The sequence below is a fragment of the Oscillospiraceae bacterium genome (genome assembly GCA_025757685.1).
Taxonomy (GTDB): domain Bacteria; phylum Bacillota; class Clostridia; order Oscillospirales; family Acutalibacteraceae; genus CAG-217.
This window is the reverse complement of sequence record CP107220.1, coordinates 704,247-728,158: the sequence shown is the minus strand read 5'-3', so window position 1 is coordinate 728,158 and position 23,912 is coordinate 704,247. Positions and strand designations below refer to the sequence as shown.

At 52.8% G+C, this 23,912-nt stretch carries 21 protein-coding genes; 1 reads left to right on the top strand and 20 read right to left on the bottom strand.

What is annotated here, in order from left to right:
• Positions 1 to 4 precede the first annotated feature (4 nt).
• Entirely contained in the window at positions 5 to 880 is an 876-nt protein-coding gene (locus OGM59_03240; protein ID UYI91493.1) for a DUF6273 domain-containing protein, read from the bottom strand.
• Positions 881 to 1,022: 142 nt separating this feature from the next.
• On the opposite strand from OGM59_03240, the gene OGM59_03235 reads away from it, so the two are divergent.
• Complete coding sequence (locus tag OGM59_03235; GenBank protein UYI91492.1) at positions 1,023 to 1,265, top strand: helix-turn-helix transcriptional regulator; 243 nt, start codon at positions 1,023 to 1,025, stop codon at positions 1,263 to 1,265.
• 164 nt (positions 1,266 to 1,429) lie between these two features.
• Here OGM59_03235 and OGM59_03230 read toward each other — a convergent pair whose 3' ends face one another.
• The 19 genes from OGM59_03230 to OGM59_03140 form a co-directional block, all read right to left on the bottom strand.
• Positions 1,430 to 1,573 carry a hypothetical protein gene (locus OGM59_03230; protein ID UYI91491.1) on the bottom strand — a complete coding sequence of 48 codons (144 nt, stop codon included), beginning with the start codon at positions 1,571 to 1,573 and terminating at the stop codon, positions 1,430 to 1,432.
• Between the two features lie 35 nt (positions 1,574 to 1,608).
• A complete protein-coding gene (locus OGM59_03225; GenBank protein ID UYI91490.1) occupies positions 1,609 to 2,253 on the bottom strand; it encodes a thiamine diphosphokinase in 645 nt (214 codons plus the stop codon).
• The gene (rsgA, locus tag OGM59_03220; protein ID UYI91489.1) at positions 2,238 to 3,122 is read right to left on the bottom strand and encodes a ribosome small subunit-dependent GTPase A; all 885 of its coding nucleotides are present in this window, start codon (positions 3,120 to 3,122) and stop codon (positions 2,238 to 2,240) included. Before rsgA ends, OGM59_03225 begins: the two co-directional genes overlap by 16 nt.
• A gap of 1 nt (position 3,123) precedes the next feature.
• Positions 3,124 to 5,103, bottom strand: a complete 1,980-nt coding sequence (gene pknB, locus OGM59_03215; protein ID UYI91488.1) for a Stk1 family PASTA domain-containing Ser/Thr kinase — start codon at positions 5,101 to 5,103, stop codon at positions 3,124 to 3,126.
• Between the two features lie 18 nt (positions 5,104 to 5,121).
• A complete protein-coding gene (locus OGM59_03210; GenBank protein UYI91487.1) occupies positions 5,122 to 5,844 on the bottom strand; it encodes a Stp1/IreP family PP2C-type Ser/Thr phosphatase in 723 nt (240 codons plus the stop codon).
• Positions 5,834 to 6,886 (bottom strand): 23S rRNA (adenine(2503)-C(2))-methyltransferase RlmN, encoded by a 1,053-nt coding sequence (gene rlmN, locus OGM59_03205; protein UYI91486.1) that lies wholly within the window; start codon positions 6,884 to 6,886, stop codon positions 5,834 to 5,836. The genes OGM59_03210 and rlmN overlap by 11 nt, the downstream gene beginning before the upstream one ends.
• Positions 6,883 to 8,124, bottom strand: a complete 1,242-nt coding sequence (gene rsmB / locus OGM59_03200; protein UYI91485.1) for a 16S rRNA (cytosine(967)-C(5))-methyltransferase RsmB — start codon at positions 8,122 to 8,124, stop codon at positions 6,883 to 6,885. Before rsmB ends, rlmN begins: the two co-directional genes overlap by 4 nt.
• Positions 8,114 to 8,809, bottom strand: a complete 696-nt coding sequence (locus tag OGM59_03195; GenBank protein ID UYI91484.1) for a zinc metallopeptidase — start codon at positions 8,807 to 8,809, stop codon at positions 8,114 to 8,116. Before OGM59_03195 ends, rsmB begins: the two co-directional genes overlap by 11 nt.
• A gap of 4 nt (positions 8,810 to 8,813) precedes the next feature.
• Positions 8,814 to 9,737, bottom strand: coding sequence for a methionyl-tRNA formyltransferase (gene fmt, locus OGM59_03190; protein ID UYI91750.1), 924 nt, complete (start codon positions 9,735 to 9,737; stop codon positions 8,814 to 8,816).
• Between the two features lie 10 nt (positions 9,738 to 9,747).
• Positions 9,748 to 10,203, bottom strand: coding sequence for a peptide deformylase (gene def / locus OGM59_03185; GenBank protein ID UYI91483.1), 456 nt, complete (start codon positions 10,201 to 10,203; stop codon positions 9,748 to 9,750).
• 8 nt (positions 10,204 to 10,211) lie between these two features.
• On the bottom strand, positions 10,212 to 12,449 hold the full coding sequence (gene priA / locus OGM59_03180) for a primosomal protein N' (GenBank protein ID UYI91482.1): 2,238 nt from the start codon (positions 12,447 to 12,449) through the stop codon (positions 10,212 to 10,214).
• Position 12,450: 1 nt separating this feature from the next.
• Positions 12,451 to 12,660, bottom strand: coding sequence for a DNA-directed RNA polymerase subunit omega (gene rpoZ / locus OGM59_03175; GenBank protein ID UYI91481.1), 210 nt, complete (start codon positions 12,658 to 12,660; stop codon positions 12,451 to 12,453).
• 22 nt (positions 12,661 to 12,682) lie between these two features.
• On the bottom strand, positions 12,683 to 13,270 hold the full coding sequence (gene gmk / locus OGM59_03170) for a guanylate kinase (GenBank protein UYI91480.1): 588 nt from the start codon (positions 13,268 to 13,270) through the stop codon (positions 12,683 to 12,685).
• On the bottom strand, positions 13,260 to 13,511 hold the full coding sequence (locus tag OGM59_03165; protein UYI91479.1) for a DUF370 domain-containing protein: 252 nt from the start codon (positions 13,509 to 13,511) through the stop codon (positions 13,260 to 13,262). Before OGM59_03165 ends, gmk begins: the two co-directional genes overlap by 11 nt.
• The gene (locus OGM59_03160; GenBank protein ID UYI91478.1) at positions 13,511 to 14,389 is read right to left on the bottom strand and encodes a YicC family protein; all 879 of its coding nucleotides are present in this window, start codon (positions 14,387 to 14,389) and stop codon (positions 13,511 to 13,513) included. Before OGM59_03160 ends, OGM59_03165 begins: the two co-directional genes overlap by 1 nt.
• Before the next feature lie 243 nt (positions 14,390 to 14,632).
• Complete coding sequence (locus OGM59_03155; GenBank protein ID UYI91477.1) at positions 14,633 to 14,812, bottom strand: hypothetical protein; 180 nt, start codon at positions 14,810 to 14,812, stop codon at positions 14,633 to 14,635.
• Between the two features lie 18 nt (positions 14,813 to 14,830).
• Entirely contained in the window at positions 14,831 to 20,989 is a 6,159-nt protein-coding gene (locus OGM59_03150) for a hypothetical protein (protein UYI91476.1), read from the bottom strand.
• Between the two features lie 352 nt (positions 20,990 to 21,341).
• Positions 21,342 to 22,301 carry a WYL domain-containing protein gene (locus OGM59_03145; protein ID UYI91475.1) on the bottom strand — a complete coding sequence of 320 codons (960 nt, stop codon included), beginning with the start codon at positions 22,299 to 22,301 and terminating at the stop codon, positions 21,342 to 21,344.
• A 96-nt stretch (positions 22,302 to 22,397) separates the two neighbouring features.
• Entirely contained in the window at positions 22,398 to 23,855 is a 1,458-nt protein-coding gene (locus OGM59_03140) for a penicillin-binding transpeptidase domain-containing protein (protein ID UYI91474.1), read from the bottom strand.
• Positions 23,856 to 23,912: the final 57 nt, after the last annotated feature.

The following is a 23,912-nucleotide window of genomic DNA, read 5'->3' as shown; positions in this document are numbered from 1 at the left end:
TTCTTTAAACTTGAATAAATATCATAGGTCTAATATCGCATTTTTCTGTAGGTTTTACAGGCAAAAAATCAGAGGTACCGAATTGAGCCATACCGTCTGAACCAAGATTGGATGCATAGACAGAGCGCGTCAGCCAATCATCAAGATAAACATCCGACTTTTCCGTAATGAAATAGACTTCTTTGTTTTTTAAATTTGACCGACCGATATAGGCTTCCGCTTCTGTCTGACTGGGGATCGTCACATAATCAGAAGTATTCCAAGTATAATAGTAATAGACGGAGGTAGGAAAGGCATAATATGGGGTACAGGTAATGGGCACGATATATTTCTTTTCAGAGCTTGTAAAGGAAGCGGAATAGAATTCACTGTTTAGATAGGTGCGGAGAGAGCAATCGGACCAGTCTTGTCCGCCATCATTGTCAAAAGGCTGCTGAAACAATGCATATTTACTGATCATGATCAATTGCTTAGACTGGCCGTTTTTGCTAATTGACAACACTTGCCAAATAATAGGCTTATCATTATATTTACCCATTGATAGCAAATCCCCGACCCTTGCCGCCTTTGCGTTCTTTTTGTTTATAGGCTTTGCTTTAAGATCCGCCTGCACAATTCGATTTTGAATTTTGCAATTTTTGATACCGGCTGCAGCCTTTTTCTTTTGCGTAGGATTTAAGAAGCACAGTTTATTCATCTTTGAATAATAAACAGCGGCTGTCGTATAATCCGCCCGGTCAAGCGCTGTATTTGCCCGATTTTGCAAAATTTGAGGACAGACTGTCTGCAACAGTACAATGCTTATGACCACCAGGAAAACAGCTCCAAAAAGGATTACTGTTCGCAAATGCTTTTTATTCACAGTTCTTACACAATCCACTTTTTGAGCTCCCAATAGACCCCACTTCCCTTCTTTCTATCATGGTACAAAGTCTATTTATAGCCTAACTGTATCATATATAGCCCATTTTGTCAATAGCTATTATCTATAATGAAGTTAATTGGATTGTAAGGAGATCATTATGGATACTTATACTGCCGTAAAGTGGCGCCTGCTCCAACTCTGTGAGGAACATAATATGACCATCAACAAATTAGCCACAGAAGCTGCCGTTCCACCATCAACGATCAAAAATATTCTATACGGAAAAAGCGTCAATCCGGGTATCGTGACCCTGAAAATGCTTTGCGATGGGCTGGACATTTCCCTTTATGATTTTTTTGATACAGAGATATTTCGTAACCTGCCTCAACATATAGAATAATGCATAAAAAGGAAAAGACTTCGTTACCATGTGATAACGAAGTCTTTTTTCTATGTTAGATTTAGGTTTCCGGCTTTACTTTTTTGATCTTAAAAACGACGCGCAGCAGCGGCGCCAGCACCTTTGGGCGATCCAGTACGATCACTTGCATAATGGCCCTCCTTTTAGCGTTTACAGCAGATAATGCCCAGGACGATTACGGCGATGGCCAAAATGCGGGTGACCCAAATGGTGGGGCAGCAACAGGCGATCACCAGTCCCGCACCGAATGCGATCCACAAAAAATCACGCCTACACATCTTTTTCACACCGAACACCCCACAACTGCTGTATTTACACCATACTATGCACGCAATTGCAGATCGTTACTGAGCACCGTCAGCAGTCGGCCCTCCCGGAAGGAAATGGAACATTCCCCGCCCCGCACCTCATTACTTTGGCACATGGAGGTGGCCGGGTGCAGGTCATAGTCCGTCAGTTCCCACTCGGCGCCCCGAATGGTCAGGCCCCGGCACACACCGCCAAAGGCAAACAGGGAGAAATAACCGTAGCCCGCCCCGCTAAAGGAAAAAGGACCGTCAGAGATAAAAAGCTTTTCATTCGGGGTAATAATTTCCGCCTGCACACCGCGGTCCAGGCAATAGGCCAAGTTCGCCACATTGGAGAAAGAATGGTCAAAGCGGTTGCCAATAGCGCCCACCAGAATCAGGTGGGTATAGCCGCGCTCCAAGGCGATCTTTATGGCCGCCAGCGTGTCCGTATCGTCCTTATGCGCGGGCATCACGATCAGTTCCTTGGTGTGCTCCGGCACCGGTGAAGAATCAAAGTCCCCAACCACAATATCCGGCTCTGCACCCAAGCGACGGCACTTTTGATACCCGCTGTCCGCTGCCACCACAAAAGCGCCAGGCAACAACGGCTTTATGTAGGCGATATCCGCCTCCGGCGCGCCGCTGACAATCAGGCAGCGCTTTATTTCCGTTCCCATTTTTTAATATCCTTTACCTGATTATAAAATTCAACATAACTGTTGTGACGACTTTCGCTGATCTCGCCCCGCTCCACGGCGGCGCACACGGCACAACCCTTATCTGCCACATGCGTGCAGCTATTAAAGCGGCAATCCCCCAAATAAGGGCGAAAATCCGGAAAGCAACCGGGCAATTCGTCCTTGTCGATCTCCGCGTCCCGCTCCAGTTCCAGTGCAGAAAAACCGGGGGTATCTGCTACCCAACCACCGGCCACCGGGTACAGCTCGCAGTGCCGGGTGGTGTGGCGACCGCGCCCCAGCTTCTTGCTGGTCTCGCCGGTTTCCAGCGCCAAGTCCGGGCACAGACGGTTCAACAGCGTGGACTTGCCCACGCCACTGTTGCCGGTAAACGCACACAACTTGCCGGAGATCAGCGCCGGCAATTCGTCTGCCCCTGCGCCGGTGCGGGCATTACACAGCACCACTGGGTAACCGGCTGTTTTGTAAATGTCGGCGTACTGCTGCCCGTTCTCTGCCAAATCCGCCTTGGTGAGCACGATCACACAATCAATGCCCTTTTGCGCCGCCAGCACCGTCAGCTTGTCGATCTGCACGGTACGGATCTCCGGATCTACCAAAGACGACACAATAAAGAGCCGATCTAAATTGGCCAGCGGCGGCCGGCGCAATTCATTTTTGCGGGGCAAAATAGTGTCAATGGTATTCTCCCCTTGCGCGTTCACGGTAATCTCCACCTGATCCCCAACCAACGGGGTGATCCGCTGCTTGCGAAAGGCGCCCCGCGCCTTGCACTCATATAATCCATCGGCGGTTTCTACATAATAGAAACCGCCGATCCCTTTGTGAATTCTGCCTGTTACTGCCATATCAGTCCGTCCCGTCGGGTACTGTGGTGTCCGTCTTGTCGTTAAAGTTCATACGCACCGTTTTGGCCTTGTCTGCTTTTACAGTCTGGCGCTGAGACACCTCGCCCAGTTCCACCTCGATCTCCACCCGGGCGCCGTAAGACACTTGCAGGTTAAAGGTACGCTGGCCGCCGTCCAGGCTCTCGCTCTTGGTAAATTGCAGTTCCCCGTCCACATAGATGTTCAGGGTGCTGTGCTTGCCGGTATCCGGCACCGTTACCTGCAACTTCACCGTCTGCTCCGCCGGGTCGGTAGACACCACGCCGGTGGACACCACCAGCTTGATGGCAGCCGACGGCTCCGCCGCCTCACCCTGACCGGGGGTCTGGCTGATCACCGTATCCTTGGGCAGATTGCTGTCTTCGGTAGAAATCTGCACATTCTCAAACCCGCTCTTCTCCAAAAAGCTGCGAGCATCGCTTTGGTTCAGTCCACGCACATCCGGCACAGTCAGCAGCACCTTTTGGGTCGTGCTGGGGCCGGAGCTGATATAAATGGTCACCGTTTGGTCCGCAGCCACCAAATCCCCTGCCTTGGGGCTGGTATATACGCACTGGCCCTCTTTTACCGTCTCGCTGGAGATGGTCGTTACGGTGTAGTTGTTCAGTCCCTCGGAGGCTAACTCTTTCTTGGCCATATCCTCACCAAGGCCGTAGCAGTTGGGCACCTGAATGCCACCGGGCGTCTGGGCCACCACAAGGGTCACTGTGCTGCCCTTCATCACCCGCTCACCGGCTGCCGGCTTTTGCTCCAGCACCGTGCCCGGGTCAGCATCCTCGCTCTCCTTGCTCTCCTGTACAAAAACATAATCGTACTGGTTGGAGCTGACGATGGTGTCATAGGACTGACCCACAAAGTTCTCCAACTTCATAGACTTGGTGTTCAGCGAACCGGTAAGGCCCATCACCAACAGTACAATGGCTGCTGCAAGCACCAGCATACCGGCGATCACAGCGCCGACGATCTTGCCCTTGCGCTTGGGGTCTTCCTCCACCACCGGCTGTTCCGGCTCGGATCGCAGATCCGGCTGGGGCTTCTCCGTGTGATCCACCGTCTTGATCACATATTTAGTGGGCTCCTCGTCCACAAAATAGGAATAGTCAAATGTGGTGGCCGGGTTCTTGATGACCTCCTCCACATCAAAGAGCATTTCCGTTGCGGACTGGTAGCGATTGGCCGGGTTCTTCTCCATAGCGTGGGCACAGATCTGCTCCACGCCCCGGGGAATATCCGGGTTAATGTCAATGAGCCGCTTGGCGTCCGCCTGCACCTGCATTAGGGCCACGGACACGGCGCTGTCTGCATCAAAAGGCACACGACCGGCCAGCATCTCATAGAGTACCACGCCAAGAGAATAAATATCCGCCCGTTCGTCAGTAAACTCGCCCTTAGCCTGCTCCGGACTGATATAATGCACAGAGCCAATGGCATTTTCCGTTAAAGTTTTGGTCTCGCTGCGGGAGAAGCGGGCAATACCAAAGTCTGTCACCTTAATATGGCCGTCAGCCAGCAGCATAATATTTTGAGACTTAATGTCCCGGTGCACAATGCCCTTGTCATGGGCGTGCTGCAACGCGCGCAAAATCTGCGTAGTAAAGTACAGGGCGTCATTCCAGGTGATGGCCCCCTGCTTTTGTATATATTCCTTTAAGGTAATGCCGTCCACATACTCCATCACAATGTACTGGAGCTTCTCGCCAAAGCTCACATCGTACACCTTTACGATATTGGGGTGGGACATAACGGCAATGGCCTTGGACTCGTTCTTGAACCTGCGCACAAAGTCGTCATTTTGCAAAAACTCGTCCTTTAGGATCTTCACCGCCACAATGCGGTCATCCACATTGTCATAGGCTTTATAAACAACGGACATACCGCCTACGCCGATGATCTCCTGCACTTCATATCTGCCGTCTAAGCGTTTTCCTACATAATTATCCATTATATTTGTTCACTCCGCTTAATTGCTGATGGCAACAACGGTAATATTATCACCGCCGCCGTTCTTGTTGGCCTGCTGCACCAGTCGATCCGCATAGGCATAATACTGACCGTCACTGATGGCGCTGACCATCTCGTCATTGTCCACATAGTTGGAAAGACCGTCCGTACACAGGAGTAGCACCTGGCCGTCGCTAAAGTCGATCTGGTCAAAGTCAATCTTAATGGCACTGTCTACCCCGATGGCACGGGTGATGATATTCTTATTGGGGTGGTGCTTTGCCTCGTCCGGGGTGATCTTGCCGCTCTCCAGCAGATCCTGCACCATACTGTGATCCGTAGTCACCTGCTGCAAGCCATCGGCAGAAAAGAGATACGCGCGGCTGTCCCCGGCATGGGCGATAAACGCCTGGCCGCCACGAATGACGGCACACACCACCGTGGTGCCCATACCCCGAAGATCCGCCTTTTCCTGTGCCAGATCATACACTTCCACATTGGCGGCAGACAGCGCCGACTCCAGCATATTGCAAATGGAGCTGTCCCGCATATTGGGGTAGTAAGACGCATTGATCTTGCTGCTGATCACCTGCACCGCCAGTGAGCTGGCAATATTGCCGCCGGCTGCGCCGCCCATACCGTCGCACACCACGGCAAAGGCCGTGCCATCCGGCATTTCGCCCACAAAATAGGCGTCCTGGTTGGACTCACGAATCCGCCCCCGGTCGGTTTTAGCAACCATGTTCAATCTGATCACCTCGTTTCTTTAATCTGCGAAGCTGCCCGCAAGAGGCATTGATATCATGACCTAAAGTTCTTCTTATTGTAGCATTTATTCCCTGTTTTTTCAATATGCTTTGAAAGTTTTGAATGTCTTTTTGACTGGATCGCACATTGCCTCGCTCCGCCACATCGTTCACCGGAATCAGGTTCACATGGCAAAGCATCCCCCGCAGCCGCGCCGCCAATTCCATGGCATGGGCCGGTCGGTCGTTTACATTGTGGATCAAAGTATATTCAAAAGACACCCGGCGCGAGGTTTTCTCCGCATAAGCTGCCATAGCCCGCAAGGTAGCATCCACGCCCCACCGGGCATTCACCGGCATGGTGCGGGAGCGGATTTCATCATTGGGCGCGTGCAGGGAAAGCGTCAAGGTCACCGGCAAATCCTCTTGCATCAAATCGTAAATACGATCCACCAACCCACAAGTGGAAATGGTAATATTGCGCAGGCTGATATTCAGCCCCCGAGGGTCGTTGACCGTATGTAAAAACGAGATGGTATTATCATAATTATCCAACGGCTCGCCAATGCCCATCATCACAATATGGGATATGCGGCAGCCCAGGTCGTTCTGGGCAGCGTGCACCTGACTCTCCATCTCCGCCGGCAGCAAATTTCGCTGAAAACCGGCAAGGGTAGACGCACAGAAGGTGCAGCCCATTTTGCACCCCACCTGGCTGGACACGCAAATGGTATAGCCATAGTTATAGTGCATCACCACGGACTCTACATACTCGCCATCGTTCAAACGAAACAGATATTTCACCGTATCGTCCACGGCAGAAACATATTTTTCCTCGATTCGGCAGGCGGGAATGGTAAACCTTTCGTCCAGTTTGCTCCGAAGATCCTTGGACAGATTGGTCATCTCCTCAAAGTCCTGCACCCCCACCTTGTGTAGCCAAGCGTACACCTGATCGGCACGAAAGCGCTTCAGCCCAAGGTCCCCAAACCGCTGGCAAAGTGCCGGATAAGTTAAACTTTTGATGTCCTCTTTCATGCCTGTCTCTCCAAAGCGGCGTAATAAAAGCCGTCGCTGCCCTGTTCACACGGAAAGCGGGTACATTCCGCCGCCAGGAAAAAGGCGCTGTGCCGGTCCAGAAATGCCGACACAACCTTTTCGTTCTCTTTTTTATGGAGGGTGCAGGTGGAATACACCAGTCGCCCGCCGGGTTTTAAGTAAGTAGCTGCCGTCTGCAAAATGGAAAGCTGCAAGGCAGGCAAATCCTTAATACTGTCTAAATCTTTATAGCGGATTTCCGGCTTGCGGCGGAGAATGCCAAAACCGGAACAGGGCACATCGCAAAGAATGGCGTCTGCTGCCGGAATGTCCCGGCTATGCAACGTAGCGTCCTGCACGCGGGATTCTATACAGTCCAGGTGTAACCGCCGGGCACCGCTCTCGATCAGCTCCACCCGGTGGGGGTGCAGATCACAGGCGATCAAGCGGCCGGTATTGTTCATCTGTTCCGCCAAAGTAAAGGATTTACCCCCCGGTGCGGCACACACATCCAGCACCGTCAGACCCGGTCGCACCTGCAAGGCAGCGCAGGCCAGGTAGCAGGACAAATCCTGCACATGAAAATAACCTTTTTGAAAAGCGGCTGAACGTTCCACATCAAAGCCGTCGTCCACTGTCAGTACTTTCTCCGGCAGCAGACGGGCTTGCACGCCTTCCTCTGCCAACATCTCCTGCAATTGACCGGGCGTCACAAACAAGGGATTTGGCACCAAAAATAATGGCGCACGACCGTTGATATAAGGCAGAAACGCCGCCGTAGCATCCGCTCCATAGGTCTTTTGCCACATAGCCAGCAGGGGCTGCGGCACAGAATAGCGGAGCGTGGGCGTATCCGGCAAATCCGGATCCGCGGCGATCTGCCGCAGTACCGCATTGATCATACGGCCGTAATAACCTTGGCCCACCGTCTTTGCCAGTTCCACCGTTTCATTTACCGCAGCAGGCACAGGCACCTTGTCCATATACAGCGCCTGGTAGGCGCCCATACGCAACAACACCCGCACCTTGGGCTTCAATCGCCCGGTGGTGAATTTATCCACCAAAGCGTCCAAAGTGATCTGCCGTTCCAATACGCCCCGCACCAATGCAGTGGCAAAAGCCCGTTCCTGGCCGTTGGCCACAGGTAAATGGTCGAGAGAAAGATTGGAATAGGCGCTCTCCTGTTGAATTTTATATAGGGTTTCAAACGCGGCTAAGCGCGGAGATTTAACGGTCATTGCTTCGTCCTGCCAGGAGCAGCAGCCGCAGCAAAGTAGCCAGCGCAGAGGCCAGCGCCGCCACATAGGTAAGGGCAGCAGCCGTCAGCACTTTCTTCGCACCTCGGTACTCCTGTTCGGTTAAAAATTGATTACTTTCAATGGTCTGCAAGGCCCGGCGAGAAGCGTTAAACTCCACCGGCAAAGTCAGCAGCTGAAACAGCGCCACTAAGGCATACAACACAATACCCACCATAATCAGCGGCCGCCAGGTAAATACCATGCCCAGCAGCACCAGCGGAATACCCAAAGAGGAACCGATGCGGGTGGCAGGAATGGCAGCGTTACGAATCTTTAGCGGTGCATAGCCCTGTGCGTGCTGGCAGGCGTGGCCCGCCTCATGACAGGCAACGCCAATGGCCGCCACAGAGGTGGCGTTATACACATCGCCGGACAGACAAATTTCTTTATTCTTCGGGTCGTAATAATCGGTGAGGGTGCCGCCGATCTGGCGAATTTGCACATCGGTAATGCCGTTTAGTTGCAACAGTCGCGCCGCCGCCTGGGCACCGGTCATGCCGCACATGGCGTGCACGCTGCTGTACCGACGGAAAGCCCGCTTCACCTTGATTTGACAATAAAAAGAAAACAGCAGGACCGGGATCATAATGACCCCGGTTGCGTAATAAAGCATATAGGCGTTCATAAAATCACGCTCCTAAAACAGTACCTACTGCCACCGGGTGCCCAGCCAAAAAGGCCTTGGCATCCATGGCTTTCTTCCCCTGGGGCTGCACGGTCAGCAATTCCAAACCGCCGCCATCACCGCAGGCAACAACCAATTTGCCCTTGCTCTCGATCACCGCACCGGGGGTGCTCCCCTTTTTTTCGCTTAAGCGAGCAGACAGCACCTTCACCGTCTTGTCGCCAATGGTGGTGGTGGCGCAGGGCCAGGAATACAGCCCCCGCACCTGATCGTGCAGCTGCGCTGCCGAGCGGTTCCAATCCAAGGGACTCATAGACTTGGAGATCATTTTGGCATAACCAAAATCCCCTGCCGGTTGGGGCACCGGGTGCAGATCGTCCAGCCTAGGTAAAATTTCTGCCAGCGCCTGTGCGCCTAAAGCCGACAGCCGTTCAAACAGCATTTCCGCCGTTTCCTCCGGGTCAATGGGTGTTTTCTTGACCAGCAGCATATCGCCGGTGTCCAGTCCTGCGTCCATTTGCATAATGGTCACGCCGGTCTCTGTTTCGCCGTCTAAGATGGCCCACTGAATGGGCGCCGCGCCTCGATATTTAGGCAGCAGCGAGGCGTGCACATTGATACAGCCATACCTGGGCAATTCCAATACCGCCCGGGGCAAAATGCGCCCGTATGCCACCACCACGATCAAATCCGGCGCCAAAGTCTTTAACTGCTCCAAAGTGGCCGGATCTTTCATTTTCTCCGGCTGAAAAACCGGCACGCCGTTCTCCGCAGCCAGCACCTTCACCGGTGGCGGAGTCAGCACCATTTTGCGCCCCTGTGGCTTATCCGGCTGGGTGAACACGCCCACCACACTGTGGGGGCTGTCCAGCAGAGTTTGCAGGCACGGCACGGCAAAATCCGGCGTGCCCATAAATACGATACGCAGCGTTTGCATCTCAGTCCTTCTTTACTGTTTTATCCATACGGTCAATAAAAAGCACACCGTCCAGGTGGTCGATCTCATGGCAGAATGCCCGGGCCTTTAGGTCCTCGCCGGTATAGACATGCCATTTGCCCTCTCGGTCCTGGCCTTTCACCTGCACCTTTTTGGGGCGGCGCACCGTCTCGTACCGACCGGGCAGAGACAGGCAGCCCTCCTGACCGCACTGCTCACCCTCGGTCTTTACGATTTCCGGGTTAATCAGTTCCACCGGGCCGTCGCCGCAGTCGATGACCACAATACGCTTGAGAATGCCCACCTGCACCGCAGCCAGACCCACGCCGTTGTCCTTATACATGGTCTCAAACATATCCTCCACCAAGGTGGCGATACGCCGGTCAAACACTTCCACCGTGCGACTCTTTTTTCTTAAGATCGGATCACCGTATTTTACTACATTCCGTAATGCCATTTTTTCTCCTAACCCAAGTCAATGGGGTTCAAATCTATGGAAATCTGCACCTTTCGCAGTTCTTTCATTTTAGCAGTGGCTTTTAACACCTGCATGAGCAAATTGCGAACAGATTTTGAATTTTTACACTTAATTGCCAGCCGATACCGATAAGTATTGCTGATTTTTGATATTCTTGCCGGTGAGGGACCAAGTACAATCAGCTTTTGCTGCTGTTCTTTATTCTCCAGCACCAGCGTGTCAAAAAAGGCCTTGGCTGCCAGCGCCGCTGCGTTCTCGTCTTCGCTGACAAAGAACACGCCGTAAATATCGCAAAACGGCGGATAGGTCAAAATACGCCGCAGAGCGTACTCCGTCTCAAAAAAAGCCGGGTAGTCTTGCCGTGCTGCCAAGTCGATCACCGGATTGCAGGGATCAATGGTCTGAATCACTGCCGTGCCGGTAGCGTCTCGCCGACCGCTGCGCCCCACCACCTGGGTGATCAGGTCAAAGGCACGCTCGTGACTCAGGTAATTTTCATCATACAGCGCATTATCCGCATTCACCACACCCACCAGGGTCACATCGTCAAAATCCAGCCCCTTAGCCACCATTTGGGTGCCCACCAAAATATCATATTCGTGGGCCGCAAAGGCGTCAAACAGCTTTTGGTGACTGAATTTACCTGCGGTGGTGTCTGCATCCATACGCAAAATTCGTGCCGCGGGAAACAGCGCTTGCAGTTCATCCTCGATCCGCTGGGTGCCGAACCCGCTGTACCGCACCGCGTGGCTGCCGCATTCCGGGCATATATTGTCCAAAGGCTTGGAATAGCCGCAATAGTGGCACATCAGCCGGTTGGAATAACTGTGATAAGTCAGCGAAATAGAGCAGTTGGGGCAGGTGATCACATGACCGCAGTCGTTGCAGGCAATGAATGTATTGTACCCTCGCCGGTTCATCAAAAGAATGGTCTGCTTGCCCGCGTCCAAATTGGACTGTATCTGCTTTTGCAGGGTGCGGCTTAGAGGCGAACGGTGCCCGGCGTGCAGCTCCCCCTTCATATCCACGGTACACACCTGCGGCAACGCAGCGTTGCCAAATCTGTGCTCCAGGGAACAAAGGGTATATTTCCCCGCCTTAGCCGCCGCATAGCTTTCAATACTGGGGGTGGCAGACGCCATCACAAACAGCGCACCGCTCTCCCCTGCCCGGTAGCGGGCAATGTCTCGGGCGTGGTAACGAGGGGTGCGCTCACTCTTGTATGTCAGCTCCTGCTCCTCGTCCATAATGATCAATCCCAGGGTGTGCAACGGCGCAAACACGGCGCTGCGGGTGCCCAGCACGATCTTAGCCTCTCCCCGGTCAGCACGTCGGTATTCATCGTTGCGCTCGCCTATGGACAAGCCGCTGTGCAGCACTGCCACCTGGCGTCCGTACCGTTGATGGAACAGCCCCAGCACCTGCGGAGTCAATCCGATTTCCGGCACCAGCACAATGGTATCTTTCCCCTGCTGCAACGCGCGGTCGATCAAGCGCATATACACCTGGGTCTTGCCGCTGCCGGTAACGCCGTACAACAGCGCGCTGCCGCCGTCACCATCCAGCATAGCGGACAGCGTGTGGTACGCCTTTGTCTGTTCGGCAGACAGTTCGATCTCCGACGCCTTGGGGGCAGCAGGCAGATCCGCGTACGGATTTCTGTACTTCTCTTTTTTGAAAAAACGCAGTACGCCGCACTTTTCCATATTTTTCAACACGCCATCGCCTACGCCGCAAAGGGTCTTAATCTCCTCCACGGTGGCGCTGCCAATGTCCAGCAGAAGGTCGGCAACAGACTGCTGCTTTGGCGTTAAGCGGGGCAGCTCTTCGCCGCGACTGACAGTCAATTCCGCCATACGCACCCCTGCCACGCCGATCTTACCGAACCCACGGGGCAGCATTTGCAGCAGGCACTCGTAGGTAGTGCAAAAATAGCGGTTTTTCATCCACCGAGCCAGCCGAATTTGGCTCTCATCCAGCACCGTACCGTAATCGCACACACGGGCAATGTCTTTCAGCGCCGGATTGATCCCCACAAACACTTGCAGCACAATTCCTCGGCGCAGTCGATTGCCGCTGCCAAAGGGCACCTCTACCGCCACGCCCGGGTGCACCTGATCCGCCAGTGCAGAAGGCACCGCATAATCGTAGTCACTGTCCAGATTAAAGAAGGTGCGCTCCACCGCCACGGTGGCAATGGGTCGGTTCTCTGCTTTGTCGCTCACTTTATTTCTGCTTGAGTTCGTCCGGCTCCTCAATCACATACTTACCGGAACTGATGTCGTCAATAGCCAAGGATACGGTCTTGGTGTCCAAATGCTCCTCATTGGCAATAGCCTCGTCCTGAATTTCCCGGGCGCGCTTGGCCGTGCCAACCACCAGGCTGTATCGGCTGTTTACATTCTTGAGCATTTCTTTCAAATCGGGATTAAACATAGTATTCTACCTCCAGTAGCAGTTATTCTGCGTTGCGCTTTGCCAGCTCATCGCAGATGATGTGATTGATTTCGTGCACAGCGGTGTCCAAATCGTCATTGAGCACCTGATATTTGTAGCAGTCACGGGACTGAAGCTCTACTTTGGCAATTTCCAGCCGGTTGCGGATCACTTCGTCCGTTTCGGACATACGCCCGCGCAGGCGCTGCTCCAAAATCTCAAAATTCGGCGGATACAGGAAGATGGACACACAGTCCGGGCAAATACGCATTACATTCTTTGCCCCCTGCACCTCGATGATCAAAAAGCAAACCTTGCCCCTGGCAATGGCCTGCTCCACCCCGGCAATAGGGGTGCCGTAATAGTTGCCGGAATACTCGGCATATTCAAAGAAGCCACCGTCCGCGATCATCTTTTCAAAATCCGCGCGGGTCTTGAAAAAATAGTTCACGCCGTCCACTTCGCCGGGTCGGGGCGCCCGGGTGGTGGCAGAAACGGACTCAACCACATCGTCCCGCAGTGCCTCAATGGCCCGAAAGACCGTGTCCTTGCCGCAACCGCTGGGTGCGGACAAAACAACTAATAAGCCTTTTTTGTTCTCACAATGCATCGCGCACCTCCGCAGAAAATTTTTCAGCAATTTTGTTCAGATCCAAATAAGACAGGATCACATTGTCACTGTCCGTAATAATAACGCTCATGGTCTTGCGGCCATGGGTGGCGTCAATGAGTGTTCCTTTTGCTTTGCCATCTTGCACAATGCGCTTAACCGGGGCAGACTCCGGGCTGACAACGGCGATCACCCGATCCGCATTCACAAGATTGTTAAAGCCGATATTCACCAGTTGCATTATTCGATGTTCTGGATCTGCTCTCTGATTTTTTCTACTTCAGCCTTAATGTCGATCACTTTACCGGCGATGGCTACATTGCTGGCCTTTGACCCGATGGTGTTGGCCTCCCGGTTGATTTCCTGCACCAGGAAGTCCATCTTTCTGCCAATGGGCTCCTCTGCCTCCAGAAATTTGCCCAGCTGGGCAATATGGGAGCGCAGGCGCACCGTTTCTTCCGCCACTGCCACTTTGTCTGCAAAGATGGCCGTTTCTTGGAGCAAGCGGCCCTCGTCCAAGGTCACATCGCCCAGCAGCTCGTGCACCCGGGCAGCAAGCTTTTCGTTATATTCCCGCACGGTTTGAGGGGAGCGTTCTTCCACAAACGCCACACAATCCAAAATGGTCTGTGCCCGCCCGGCCACATCGGCCTTCATTTTGGCGCCCTCTACCTCACGCATGGCAACAAACTTATCCAGCGCAGCGGCTGCCACCGTCTGCACATAGGACCAGATCTTGTCCTCGTCCTCCTCTGCCTTGCGCACCACCAATACATCAGGAAAGCGGGCAATAGCAGCAGCGCCCCAGTCCTGCTTCGCACCATAGGTGTCTGCAATCTCCTGCAAAGCGGTGTTGTAAGCACCGGCTAAAGTGTGGTTCACTGCCACCTGGGCGGCCTCTGTATTCAGCGCCTCAATGCCCACAAAGCAATCCACCTTGCCGCGAGACACCCGACTGTTTACAAAGGACTTGAGCTTATCCTCAATAAAGCCGTACTGCCGCGGCACCCGAGAGGAAAACTCAAAATAGCGGTGGTTAACAGACTTCAGCTCCACAGTGATGACATAGCCGTCAATCTCCTGCACCGCACGGCCGAACCCGGTCATGGATCGTATCATAATATTACCCCCAAAGAACGGTATTTTGCGCCCACAGCGCCCTGCGTTCTTTTGTTGCAAATATTATAGTCGTTCCCACAGGATAGGTCAACACTTTGTTCACAGTATATTTACATTATTCATAATATATTAACATTTGTATTCGTGAAGCGCAAGAATAATTCAAACGGAGCGTTTTTGCGGCATCTCCCCCACACCACGGCAAAAGAAAAAGCAGGAGATTGCTCTCCTGCTTTTTTTGATTTAATAAGACCCAGTGGGATCGTTGGCATAAAAACCGCCGGTGCCTTTTGCGCCGGGATCGTCGCCTACTTCTTCACCGCCTTGGTCAATACCACCGCCGCCTGTGCTGGAGTCGGTGAATACAGTGAAGATGTTGAACGCTTCTACCTCCATCTCAGGAGTACTATAACGCTTTTTCATGTTAAATTCCTCCTTTGATTAAGCGCCTAAGAAAGCGCTGTTGTCGCAAATGTTACCATAGGCAATGCACTGAACCGTTGTGGTCTTTGTGCCGCCGGTGACAAGCTGGGTTTCATAAGTGTAAGTGAACTTCACATACGCTCTGGTGTAAGTGGCAGTTGCAGCCGCATTGGCATTCTTGTAATTCAGAATAAACTGATTACTGAAGTCAATGGGACTCTTGGCCCTTGCCATCTTAACATTCTTGCCGGCCTGTACACTGTCTACGGTAAACGCAGCATCGGTAGCCATGGCGGCGTCGCGGGTGTAAAGGGTGCCCATCTCTGTGATCTTCACATCCGCCGGCAGACCGGTGGTTGCCGCACTGTAAGTGCTGAAGGTGGTGGCCGCAGATTTGGACTTCAGTCCAACACTGAATGCGGTGGGGAACTTATGCTCCAGACTGTAACGAATGTTCGCATCGGTATCCAGCCGTACCAGATGGCCGCCGTCTGTCACATAGTACCCGGCTGCACGGATTACATCACCGCGCTCGTCTTTCTCAGCAGTCAGATAATTGACTGTGAAGAATTCCTTGTTGGAGCCGTCAATATAGAAGTCATAGGCGCTGCCGTAGGTGGCGATGGCATAAGTGCTGCCGGTCTTCACTGCCAGTGCATACGCATCGGCAGCCTTAGGAACGGAAACACGCACATCGTAGCCCTTGGCATACAACTGCTCACCGTCCAAAGACACAGTGAATACATCTTGACCGTTATACACATAAACCGGGCGCAGGATCACTTGGTTGCCGCCGGCAATCTTGGCCAGCTCCGCCAAAGTGTAAGTGCCGTAGTTGATGTTGTGGGGTTTGTCGCCCTCCATCACCTGCCAGCCGGCCAGCTTGTAATACGCGGAGCCGGTCAGTGCAACGGCACTGTCGCCCACCTGCACCTGCTCCAACTGGGATACGGTTACATTGGTATCCTGCAGCAGTGTGCCCTGGTAAACATTGGATCTGTACTGATCCTGAACAGACAGCTGTACCTGATTCTCGGCAGGCGCAGTATCCGTAGTCAAATAAGCGGTTACCAGAATGCTGTCCGCGGCTGCGTTCTCATTTTGCATACGCAGAGTGTAGGTAGTGCCGTAGTTCAGCACATCCTTCTCCTTGCCGCCGGCGGTTACGGACCACTTATAAACGGAGCCGACTACGCCCTCCGGTACAGTAAAGGTACCTACGGTGCCGTAGAAATAAGACTGATTCTCAGACACGGTAATGGGCGCGGCTTTGTCTACCACATACTTAAATGTAACAGAGAACTGACGGCGCAGCGTGTCAGAATTGTTGGCGTCGTTCAGCGCAGTAACCAAAGCGCTTGTGGTGCTGTCCAGTACCTTCTGGCCGGGCAGCTGGGTATCGGCAGCGGACTGGCCGATGTTGCGGTAGCAACTGCCGTTGTACTCTACATACGCCCGGTCATTATTCGTACCGTCCGTATTGTAAGCACCGGCTGCGGACTGAGAGCCCTGGTAGGCCTGTGCCTTAAACACATTTTTCACCTGACCGTCCGTATATCCGGCCTGCGCCAGATATTCGTCCGTAAAGGCGTTCTTATCCTGGGTGCCCAGTACCACCACGAATGCGTCATACGCGGTGTAATCCGCCGGGACTTCAATGCCCTTGATGGCTGCGTCCAAAGCGTCTTTCTTGTTGTTGATGTCCGTCTGATATTTGGACAGCTCTGTGGTGGTGCCCTGCAGGGTTACCGTGCCTTGCAGCAGGGTTTCCACTGGTACCTGGCCTGTCTTAAACATAGGCTGATCGGTTTTTTCAGACTTGGTGTAGGTGGCGTTTGCGTTGGCGTCCTTATTATCGGACAGCTTCATAGCCGCCGTGGCCGCATCATCAAAGGTCAGCCAAGTAGACAGGGTGTAGTTCTGCTGGCGTACCGTCTCGTTATTCTCGTTGATCACATTTTTGGTCAAACCGTTATTGGAGATCTGTACGCGATCGGAGCCGCCGTACAACTGATTAAGCTGCGAATAATCCGCACGCTTCATCAGCTTGGCATAAGCCAGCACCAGATCGTCATGCAGCTTAGAGGCCGTCTGTGCCTTGTTATCTGCATACGGGTTATTCTTATCAGTACGGTTTGCTGTTGCCACTGGGCTCAAGTCCGTATAGTGCTGCTTGGCAGCATCAAAGGCCTTGATAAACGCGGCGGCACTGGAATCCGTATACGCACCGGTGCTGCTGTCGCCGTCCGTTACATCGTCATAGGCGTCCTGATAGATTTTGCCGATGGCAGTGGAGGCGTCCATATCCGCGTCCAGTTTGGTATAGCCCTGCTCATCCAAGCCCTTAGAAGTGTTAATGGCATTGTCTACCGCAGTGTCAAAGTCCGTGACCAGATCGTTGCGCTTTTCCACGAATTGATTATAAAACGCACCGCCGTCGGTGGCGTTCAGATCTGTCGCCGGGTTCCAAGAGGTGGCAGCGTCCATACCGGACAGGATTTCCATTGCCGTATCCGCAGAGAACCGGGTGATGCTCCGAATCAGCTGGTACATATTCGCACCCTGGAACTTATCTACATTCTTAAGCTTCTCGGAAGCTCTGTCCATCAGTGTGGTGGGGCTGGCAGAGTTTACATCTACGACATAAATCTTGGTGGCATCATTGATAATGGCTTTACAGTTATTCGCTGCTTTGTCGTAATTATCCTTTTTCCCATTGGTGTCACCATAAATACCCCACGGTACGGTATAGACACCTTCCGGTGAAGTCTTGCCGGTTTTTGCCATACAGCGATCGGGCATAAACTGCAATACATTATACCAAAGATGTGTAGAGAGATTGGACAAACCAAATTCACCGGTGGTATGGTTCCAATGGTTCTCTCTTTCACCGGCAATATTGTAACTGTCATTAGAGCCAATGTAATTGCCAAACTCCCAGTTAGTGGTGGAATAGCCTCTCCACATTTGATCCGTGGTCAACAAATTCTCATTGGTTGCGTCAGCTTGCAGATTCGGTTTTCCGCTGCTTTGGGGATAATCGGAAATTAAGCGGAAATAGGGGTTCGCATTCCCCGATGTCGTTGATTCCGCAGGGAACAAACCGTTTAAGGCGTTTGAATTCCACCCACTATCACGAATTTGAGACATCACAACAGGCATGCACATAATGTTGGTGGTGTCATTCTGTGAACCGTTATACAGAAATACAGCGGAATTATAGTAAATCTCGTACCGGTTGTTCACAAACGTCTTCACATCGTTGGAAGCATTTGCCTTACTGGTGGGGCCGGCATACAACAAATTTTGAGAATACTTTGCATTGACAGTTTCATAAGCTGAACCATCACCTTTACCGGTAGCCACCTGGGCACCTACGGTGCTGAATTCCGCCTTATAGGGAGTCATTTTTTGAATGGCTGCATACAAATCCGCATTCAGCTTGGCCACATATTCCATATCCGGCACTGTCTTGCCCAGCTTTACGGCGTCCAAATAGCGGGACGCCTTGTCATACAGTTCATAAGCCGGTGCCATATTGGTGAGAATATTGGTAGCGGAGAAAGTCTTCATTGTAGACTTAAACAGGTCCATGTTCTCACGGATCAGCGCCTCTGCGTACGCGCTGGTGTCCTTAATAAACAGGTCATACGCGTCAATGGAGCCACGGTAAATATTCACATCGGTGAGCTTACCGGTAGCGCCCTCGCCGTACACCACCTGGCCGCCGGTACCGCTGGCCGTGCCGTGGATCAGGCTCTGTAAGGTTAAGCCGTTATCCGCATACGTCTTGCACTGCGATTCGCGGGCCTTGTAGGCGTCATACATATACACCTGCTTGCCGTCAATATAAACATAGATACGGTCATAACTAATGTACGGTACCACCTGTAAGGTCACATGACTCCATTTATCCGTAGGCAAAGTGAAGGTAGAGTCAGACGTAAAGGACGAGTCGCCGCTCTTGTACTCGATGGTGCCGTCCTCATTGACGCGGAAGTAGTTATCACTATCGCCGCCCATACGGAATACGGCGCCGTTATCAATGGTATCGCCCGGATTATAGAGCATGGTATAGGTATAACCGGCAGCCGTGTCTGTCAGATCCTTTACCGGGTCCACCTGGGTGGCCACGCCTGACTTATCCAAAGGCAGGTAGGTGCCGTACACACTGTCCTTAGCGGGGGTATAGCCGGCAGCAGTGCAGGGGTCCTTATAGATCACCTGTGTGGTATTGGCGTCATAGTTGGTCTGCGTTGCCTTCAGCTGATCGGCCTTTGCATTCTCCACATCGCCCAAAGACAGTGCCTGGTCATAAATACAGAAGTCGCTGATGTAACCATCCAGCAGGTTATATGTGCCGCCGATGGTAGTGGACCAATAGGGGTTCACGCCAAAGGTCAGCTTAGATTGATTGGCACCGGCATTCTGGAATACGGCCTTGAACCAATCACTGTCCAGTACGGTGCCGAAGTTCTCGCCGGTTGTGGAAGAAGAAACCAGCTTGCCGTCTACAAATACGGTAAAGCAGCTTTTGGAGATGGAGAACACATAGGAGTGCCACTGGTTCTTCGCCAAGCTGCCGCTGGTTTTGGCCTCCGTGCCCTTCTTCATACCGATGGAAGTGTTATCTGCCTGGTAGGACAACAGATTGAATTTGTTCGGGGTACTATTAACATCAAATTTATTCAGATAGTTCCACTTGGGCGAATCGATAAAGTCAAAGATATGCGTATCAGCAACGATAGCGTCCGTCATATAGGAGTCAAAGGAGATGGTAATACCGCGATTGATGTTGGTGTCGGAGAACATGCCGTCCACATTCATCCAAGCGGTAGAAACGCCCTTTACCTCTTTATCAATGGTTTTATCTGCGGCAGAACCGGCGTTGGCCTGCTTACTGTTATCAAAGCGCGCCGCCAGTCGGCCGTCCTGCACCACCATATTAACACTGCTCACATTACCGTTGTGCTTGGTGGAGCCGTTATACGCACCAATATGGTTGCCGTTGCCGGACACATCCTCCCGGGCATTGTTAGAGGTAAAGTACCGGGCAATCAAGTGGCTGTTGGCGGTATCGCCGGGCTTCACAGCAGTCTGGGTAGAGGTCGCCTTACCGAAAGCCTGGGACAGGTTGTAATACTCCATATCGGAAATAGGAATAATGCAGCCGTGGCTGGGGTTCAGGTGATTGATGGAGCAATTATCCGCAGAAATCTTAGAATAGCTCTCAAAATCAGAAGTATAGGAGAAACCGAAGCCGCCGTCGGAGAAATAGTCCACCAGCACGCCGTAGCTGCTTGTGCCGGAGATGGGGAACACCTGCGGGCCTTCTGCCTGCGTATTGGAGACAGACTCGAAAATCTTCGCATTGGCAGCGTCATATTCGCCGTCAGAATTAGAAGGGCTCTTGCCGGTCTTAAAGGTGTACCAAACTTTCTTGGCACCGGTGCCGGAGGAAGCCTCTTTCTTATACAGCATTACATAGCCGTTTCCGTACGGGGTAATATCGGCGTCGATCACACCGTAGCCCGGGTCAAAGAGCACCTGCTTCTCGCTAAAAGTGCGGAAATCCGCAGTGTAAGAATAATAGATCTTGGCGCTCTCATTGGCCGCAGAGTCCGCCTCGTTGGTGGCGAAGTAGACCATATACTTGCCGGCTACCGGGTCCCAAATGGCCTCCGGTGCCCAGCACATGTTGGTAATGGTCTTGGAACCGCCGCCCTTGTCCGTAGCAAACTGGGGATTGGCCAGTTCGTCCCAGGTGATCAGGTCGTTGGACCCCCAGGTGTGCAGACCGGTATTATTATAGTTGCTGGTGGTGTTGGCGTCCGTTGCCACCATATAGTACTTATAATCTGCACCGTCCTGCGCCTTCATAATATAAGGGTCGCGAGAGTGGCCGGTGCCCTGAGAAGCACTTGCCACAGGCACGCCGCCGTTCAAGGCCTCGTAATTATAGCCGTCCTTAGATACGGCGTAAAAAACGTTCTCACCGTTGGTGGACTTAGCGTCATTTCTAAAATACGCAAACAAGTACGCACCGCTGGTGCTCTTGGGCAAATTGCTGCTCTCATCTGCGGCAGAAGCGGACAGACCTGCAAAAGGCAGGCTGGTGGCCAGCATCAGCACAGACAGGAACAAAGACAACAGCCGTTTGGATACTTTTTTTCCCATAGAATATACCTCCATAAATCTCTTTCTTTACCAAGCGGGGTAAAAAGCGCGCGCTGTTTACTGACGACACAGCACAGGCGCCAAATCCTGCCGGCAGTGTATGGGTATAGTTACCCACACTCATTTACAGAGTAATTATACTACGCTTGAGAATTTCTTGTCAATAGAAATTGTAAAATATTTGTTAACTAATTGGATTTTTATGGAAACACGACAATTATTAGGGCAGTGTCTGTTAATTATGCACAAATATCAACCATTTTCTGCAAGTGTATATCGACAATAATACCATACACAAATAGCGTATAAGCAGGCAAAAAAAGCAGCAGGGACTCCCCTGCTGCACAAAATTCTATTCTTTTGCATACGCGGACAGCACCGTCTCCGCCCGGGCACGCACGCTGTCGATCAGGCTCTGGGGCTCCAGCACCTGCACGCGACCGCCGTACTGCATCAGCCAACTGACCATGCCCTCACTGACCGCCGCCGAAATGGTGGTCTCAAAATGATCGCCGTCCACCGCGTGAATGGGAATGGCCGTGCCGAAGCGGTCCACCATTTCCTCCAGGGTATCCAACTTGCAAAGCAAGCGCACCGTTGCGGTCTCGCCGGAGAACATATTGAACATTTTGGCGGCATAGTCTGCCGTATCAAACCGGCCCTTATACGCGCTGACCTCCTCCACCGGTCGTGCCTTTTGGCTCAGCGGTGTAATACGGCGCATACGATCCAGGCGCAGGTTCATCAGATTGTCATATTTTTCGTTATTACAAACCAAATAGTAGTGATCGTCCTTCCAGATCAGCGCATAGGGCGACACGGTAAAGATCTTCTCTCGAAAGGTCTTTTTATTCTTGGGATCCACCGCCCGGCGCTTGTAGGCGAACTTGACCTTACAGCCGTCACAGATGGCCTGGTGCAAATTATCTATAATGTAATAGATCTCTTCATTCGAACATTTGTTCTCGCTCTGGCAATACACCTGGCGCACCAAGCTTTCCGCCTGGCCGGCGGAGAGCAGACTCTCCAGCTTCTGCACCAGCTTCTCCGTCTTCTTCGGCGTAATGAACCCGGCGGACTGCACCGCGTCCATCAACATACGCACCTCTGCCAGCTCAAAAGTACGACCGGCCATGTAAAAGCCCCGGCGGGGATAGTCTGTGCGGCACACATCAAAGCCCACCTCCTGGAGCGCTTTAATATCCGCATAAATGGATTTACGCTCGCACCGAATGCCATAGTCGTTCTGTAATCGTTCAATCAAATCCGTAGCAGACAGCGGATTTTCCTCATCGCTGTACTGCTGAAGCATCTGTAGGATGCGCAGTGTTTTTAACTTTGATGTTTGCAAGTAAAGTCCCCCCTATTGTATGGGCATTGTACCACAAAAGGGACAGTAATGCAAGGCCTACGGCAACTTTGATACAATGCGGCGAAACACCGGGCAGCAATCGGCAGCGCCGGAGGTGCCGTTTTCCCGCATCACCACAATGGCATAGCGGGGATGATCAAAGGGATACACCCCTGCAAAATAGGTATTGAGCACTTCCCTGCCCCGCACATAACGGCCGGACTGGGCGGTGGCGGTTTTACCGGCGGAGCGGCCACGATAATCGGCGCCGCTGCCGGTACCCGCTGCTACCACCGTGCGCATATAGGCCAGCAGCGTCTTTGCATGCCTTGCCTGCATCACGCGGCGCGGTTTCGCTGTCGCCTTGCCGGTCAAATCCGGCGAACAATACACGCCGCCACCGGCGATGGCCGCAACGCAACGGGCAAAGTGCAGCGGTGTGTCCGTCAGCTTCCCCTGCCCAAAGCCCAGCAGTGCCAGCTGGCCGGGAGACGCCAGCACCGACAGAGACGGCAGCCGCCCGGCAGCGCTCTGAAAATCCTTATACAGCGCAATCGGCGTGCCGAAGCCAAAATCCAGCCCCATTTGGTACAACCGCCCGGCGCCTAACTTCTGCGCCAGCTGCACAAAGTAGCAGTTACAGGAATGGGCCAGCGCCTGCTCCATCGTCTGCCGACCATGCACCCGACCGTTTTGGCACCGATAGACTGTATCGCCCACTTTAATTTCACCTTTACAGGCATAGACCGGCTGCAAGTCTGCTTCCAACGCCGCAGCGGCAACAATCAGCTTAAAAACGGAGCCAACAGCGTAAGCGGACAATGCGCGGTTATAGTAGTCCGCAGGTGCGCTATACACGGCGCGCACCTCTCCGGTAGGTACATCCAGCACCACCACAGCGCCGGTTTTGATCGACTCGGCCGCCTGCTCCACCGTCTTTTGAAGTTCCAGATCCAGCGTGGTTCGCATGGTGGCAGGGGCGCCGGTACGATCTGTTTGCTCCGTCATGGCATTGCCGGAGAGCACCCGCCCCATGGCGTCGGTGGCGAAGTTCAATTTTTTCTCCGTGGCAACGGCTGTATATTGACCCAGTCCGCCGCTGGCACGGTCCAGCAGCTGACGGGCGTGGAGGGTGGTGCTGTCCCGCACTGTGCGCTCCATAATTACAATGTGGTTTGTATCCGCCTTAGTGGCTACCGGCTCCAGCACCGGATAGCCTTTTTGCAGTTCCTTTGCAATGCGCTGCACATCTCCGGGCGCAAACAGGCGCGGGAGTTCTCGCAGGCAATCCTGCGTAGGGCGGATCACAGCCACCCACTCTTTGCGGGTGCCGCCCATGGATCGTCCCAGTCGGTCTGTGATTTCCGTATCGTTCTGTTCAAAAAGCAGGGTGTAGCTGTTATAGCTTTGACCTACGGCAAAATCACCGCTGCGCGCCACATACAGCACCCGCCCGCAAACGACGGTAAATAGCAGGCACATAACCAGTGAAAATGCGTGAAGCCGTCTACCCATAAAAATACACCCCCGGTGTAGTATGTACATCAGGGGTGCAAAAAATGCGTATTCTGT

Bases quoted from the DNA above. Each gene is read 5' to 3' on its own strand.
- OGM59_03235 (UYI91492.1), top strand. From the start codon at position 1,023: ATGGATACTTATACTGCCGTAAAGTGGCGCCTGCTCCAACTCTGTGAG.
- OGM59_03225 (UYI91490.1), bottom strand. From the start codon at position 2,253: ATGGGAACGGAAATAAAGCGCTGCCTGATTGTCAGCGGCGCGCCGGAG.
- rsgA (UYI91489.1), bottom strand. From the start codon at position 3,122: ATGGCAGTAACAGGCAGAATTCACAAAGGGATCGGCGGTTTCTATTAT.
- pknB (UYI91488.1), bottom strand. From the start codon at position 5,103: ATGGATAATTATGTAGGAAAACGCTTAGACGGCAGATATGAAGTGCAG.
- OGM59_03210 (UYI91487.1), bottom strand. From the start codon at position 5,844: ATGGTTGCTAAAACCGACCGGGGGCGGATTCGTGAGTCCAACCAGGAC.
- rlmN (UYI91486.1), bottom strand. From the start codon at position 6,886: ATGAAAGAGGACATCAAAAGTTTAACTTATCCGGCACTTTGCCAGCGG.
- rsmB (UYI91485.1), bottom strand. From the start codon at position 8,124: ATGACCGTTAAATCTCCGCGCTTAGCCGCGTTTGAAACCCTATATAAA.
- OGM59_03195 (UYI91484.1), bottom strand. From the start codon at position 8,809: ATGAACGCCTATATGCTTTATTACGCAACCGGGGTCATTATGATCCCG.
- def (UYI91483.1), bottom strand. From the start codon at position 10,203: ATGGCATTACGGAATGTAGTAAAATACGGTGATCCGATCTTAAGAAAA.
- rpoZ (UYI91481.1), bottom strand. From the start codon at position 12,660: ATGTTTAATCCCGATTTGAAAGAAATGCTCAAGAATGTAAACAGCCGA.
- gmk (UYI91480.1), bottom strand. From the start codon at position 13,270: ATGCATTGTGAGAACAAAAAAGGCTTATTAGTTGTTTTGTCCGCACCC.
- OGM59_03165 (UYI91479.1), bottom strand. From the start codon at position 13,511: ATGCAACTGGTGAATATCGGCTTTAACAATCTTGTGAATGCGGATCGG.
- OGM59_03160 (UYI91478.1), bottom strand. From the start codon at position 14,389: ATGATACGATCCATGACCGGGTTCGGCCGTGCGGTGCAGGAGATTGAC.
- OGM59_03155 (UYI91477.1), bottom strand. From the start codon at position 14,812: ATGAAAAAGCGTTATAGTACTCCTGAGATGGAGGTAGAAGCGTTCAAC.
- OGM59_03150 (UYI91476.1), bottom strand. From the start codon at position 20,989: ATGGGAAAAAAAGTATCCAAACGGCTGTTGTCTTTGTTCCTGTCTGTG.
- OGM59_03145 (UYI91475.1), bottom strand. From the start codon at position 22,301: ATGCTTCAGCAGTACAGCGATGAGGAAAATCCGCTGTCTGCTACGGAT.
- OGM59_03140 (UYI91474.1), bottom strand. From the start codon at position 23,855: ATGGGTAGACGGCTTCACGCATTTTCACTGGTTATGTGCCTGCTATTT.